Source organism: Clostridioides sp. ZZV14-6345 (genome assembly GCF_020657775.1).
GTDB classification, from domain to species: Bacteria; Bacillota; Clostridia; order Peptostreptococcales; family Peptostreptococcaceae; genus Clostridioides; species Clostridioides difficile_D.
The window spans coordinates 1-414 of record NZ_JAGWCX010000191.1 but is presented as its reverse complement, the minus strand read 5'-3'; the positions used below and the strand labels follow the sequence as shown (position 1 = coordinate 414).

The 414-nt window shown below is 38.2% G+C and carries 1 tRNA gene; it reads right to left on the bottom strand.

Annotation, left to right across the window (positions count from 1 at the left end):
• Nucleotides 1-262: 262 nt before the first annotated feature.
• Nucleotides 263-338, bottom strand: a tRNA-Ala gene (locus tag KGF39_RS19535).
• Between the last annotated feature and the right edge of the window lie 76 nt (nucleotides 339-414).

Genomic DNA, 414 nt, shown 5'->3' with positions numbered 1-414 from the left:
TACAAATTAGATGTCATATCACTAAATATATATGCAGTTTTCAAAGTGCTAACGCACATCGTCAACGAACAACCTTCGTATACACTCAGATTATTCCGTTACTTAAAGTGCTAACGCACGTCGCCAACAAACAAACTTCACATACGTTCAGTTTATTCTGTTGCTTAAAGCGCTAACGCACAAAGCTTGTATAAAGTTAAGCTATAAGTGCATTGTAAGAGTCTACTAGATAAATCAAAGATTTAGATAATATACTCTTAAATGGTGGAGATGAGGAGAGTCGAACTCCTGACCCCTTGCTTGCAAGGCAAGTGCTCTCCCAACTGAGCTACACCCCCATATATGAAGTTCATAAAGAACTTTCAAAATTAAACAGTAGGTAATTCTCCTTAGAAAGGAGGTGATCCAGCCGCA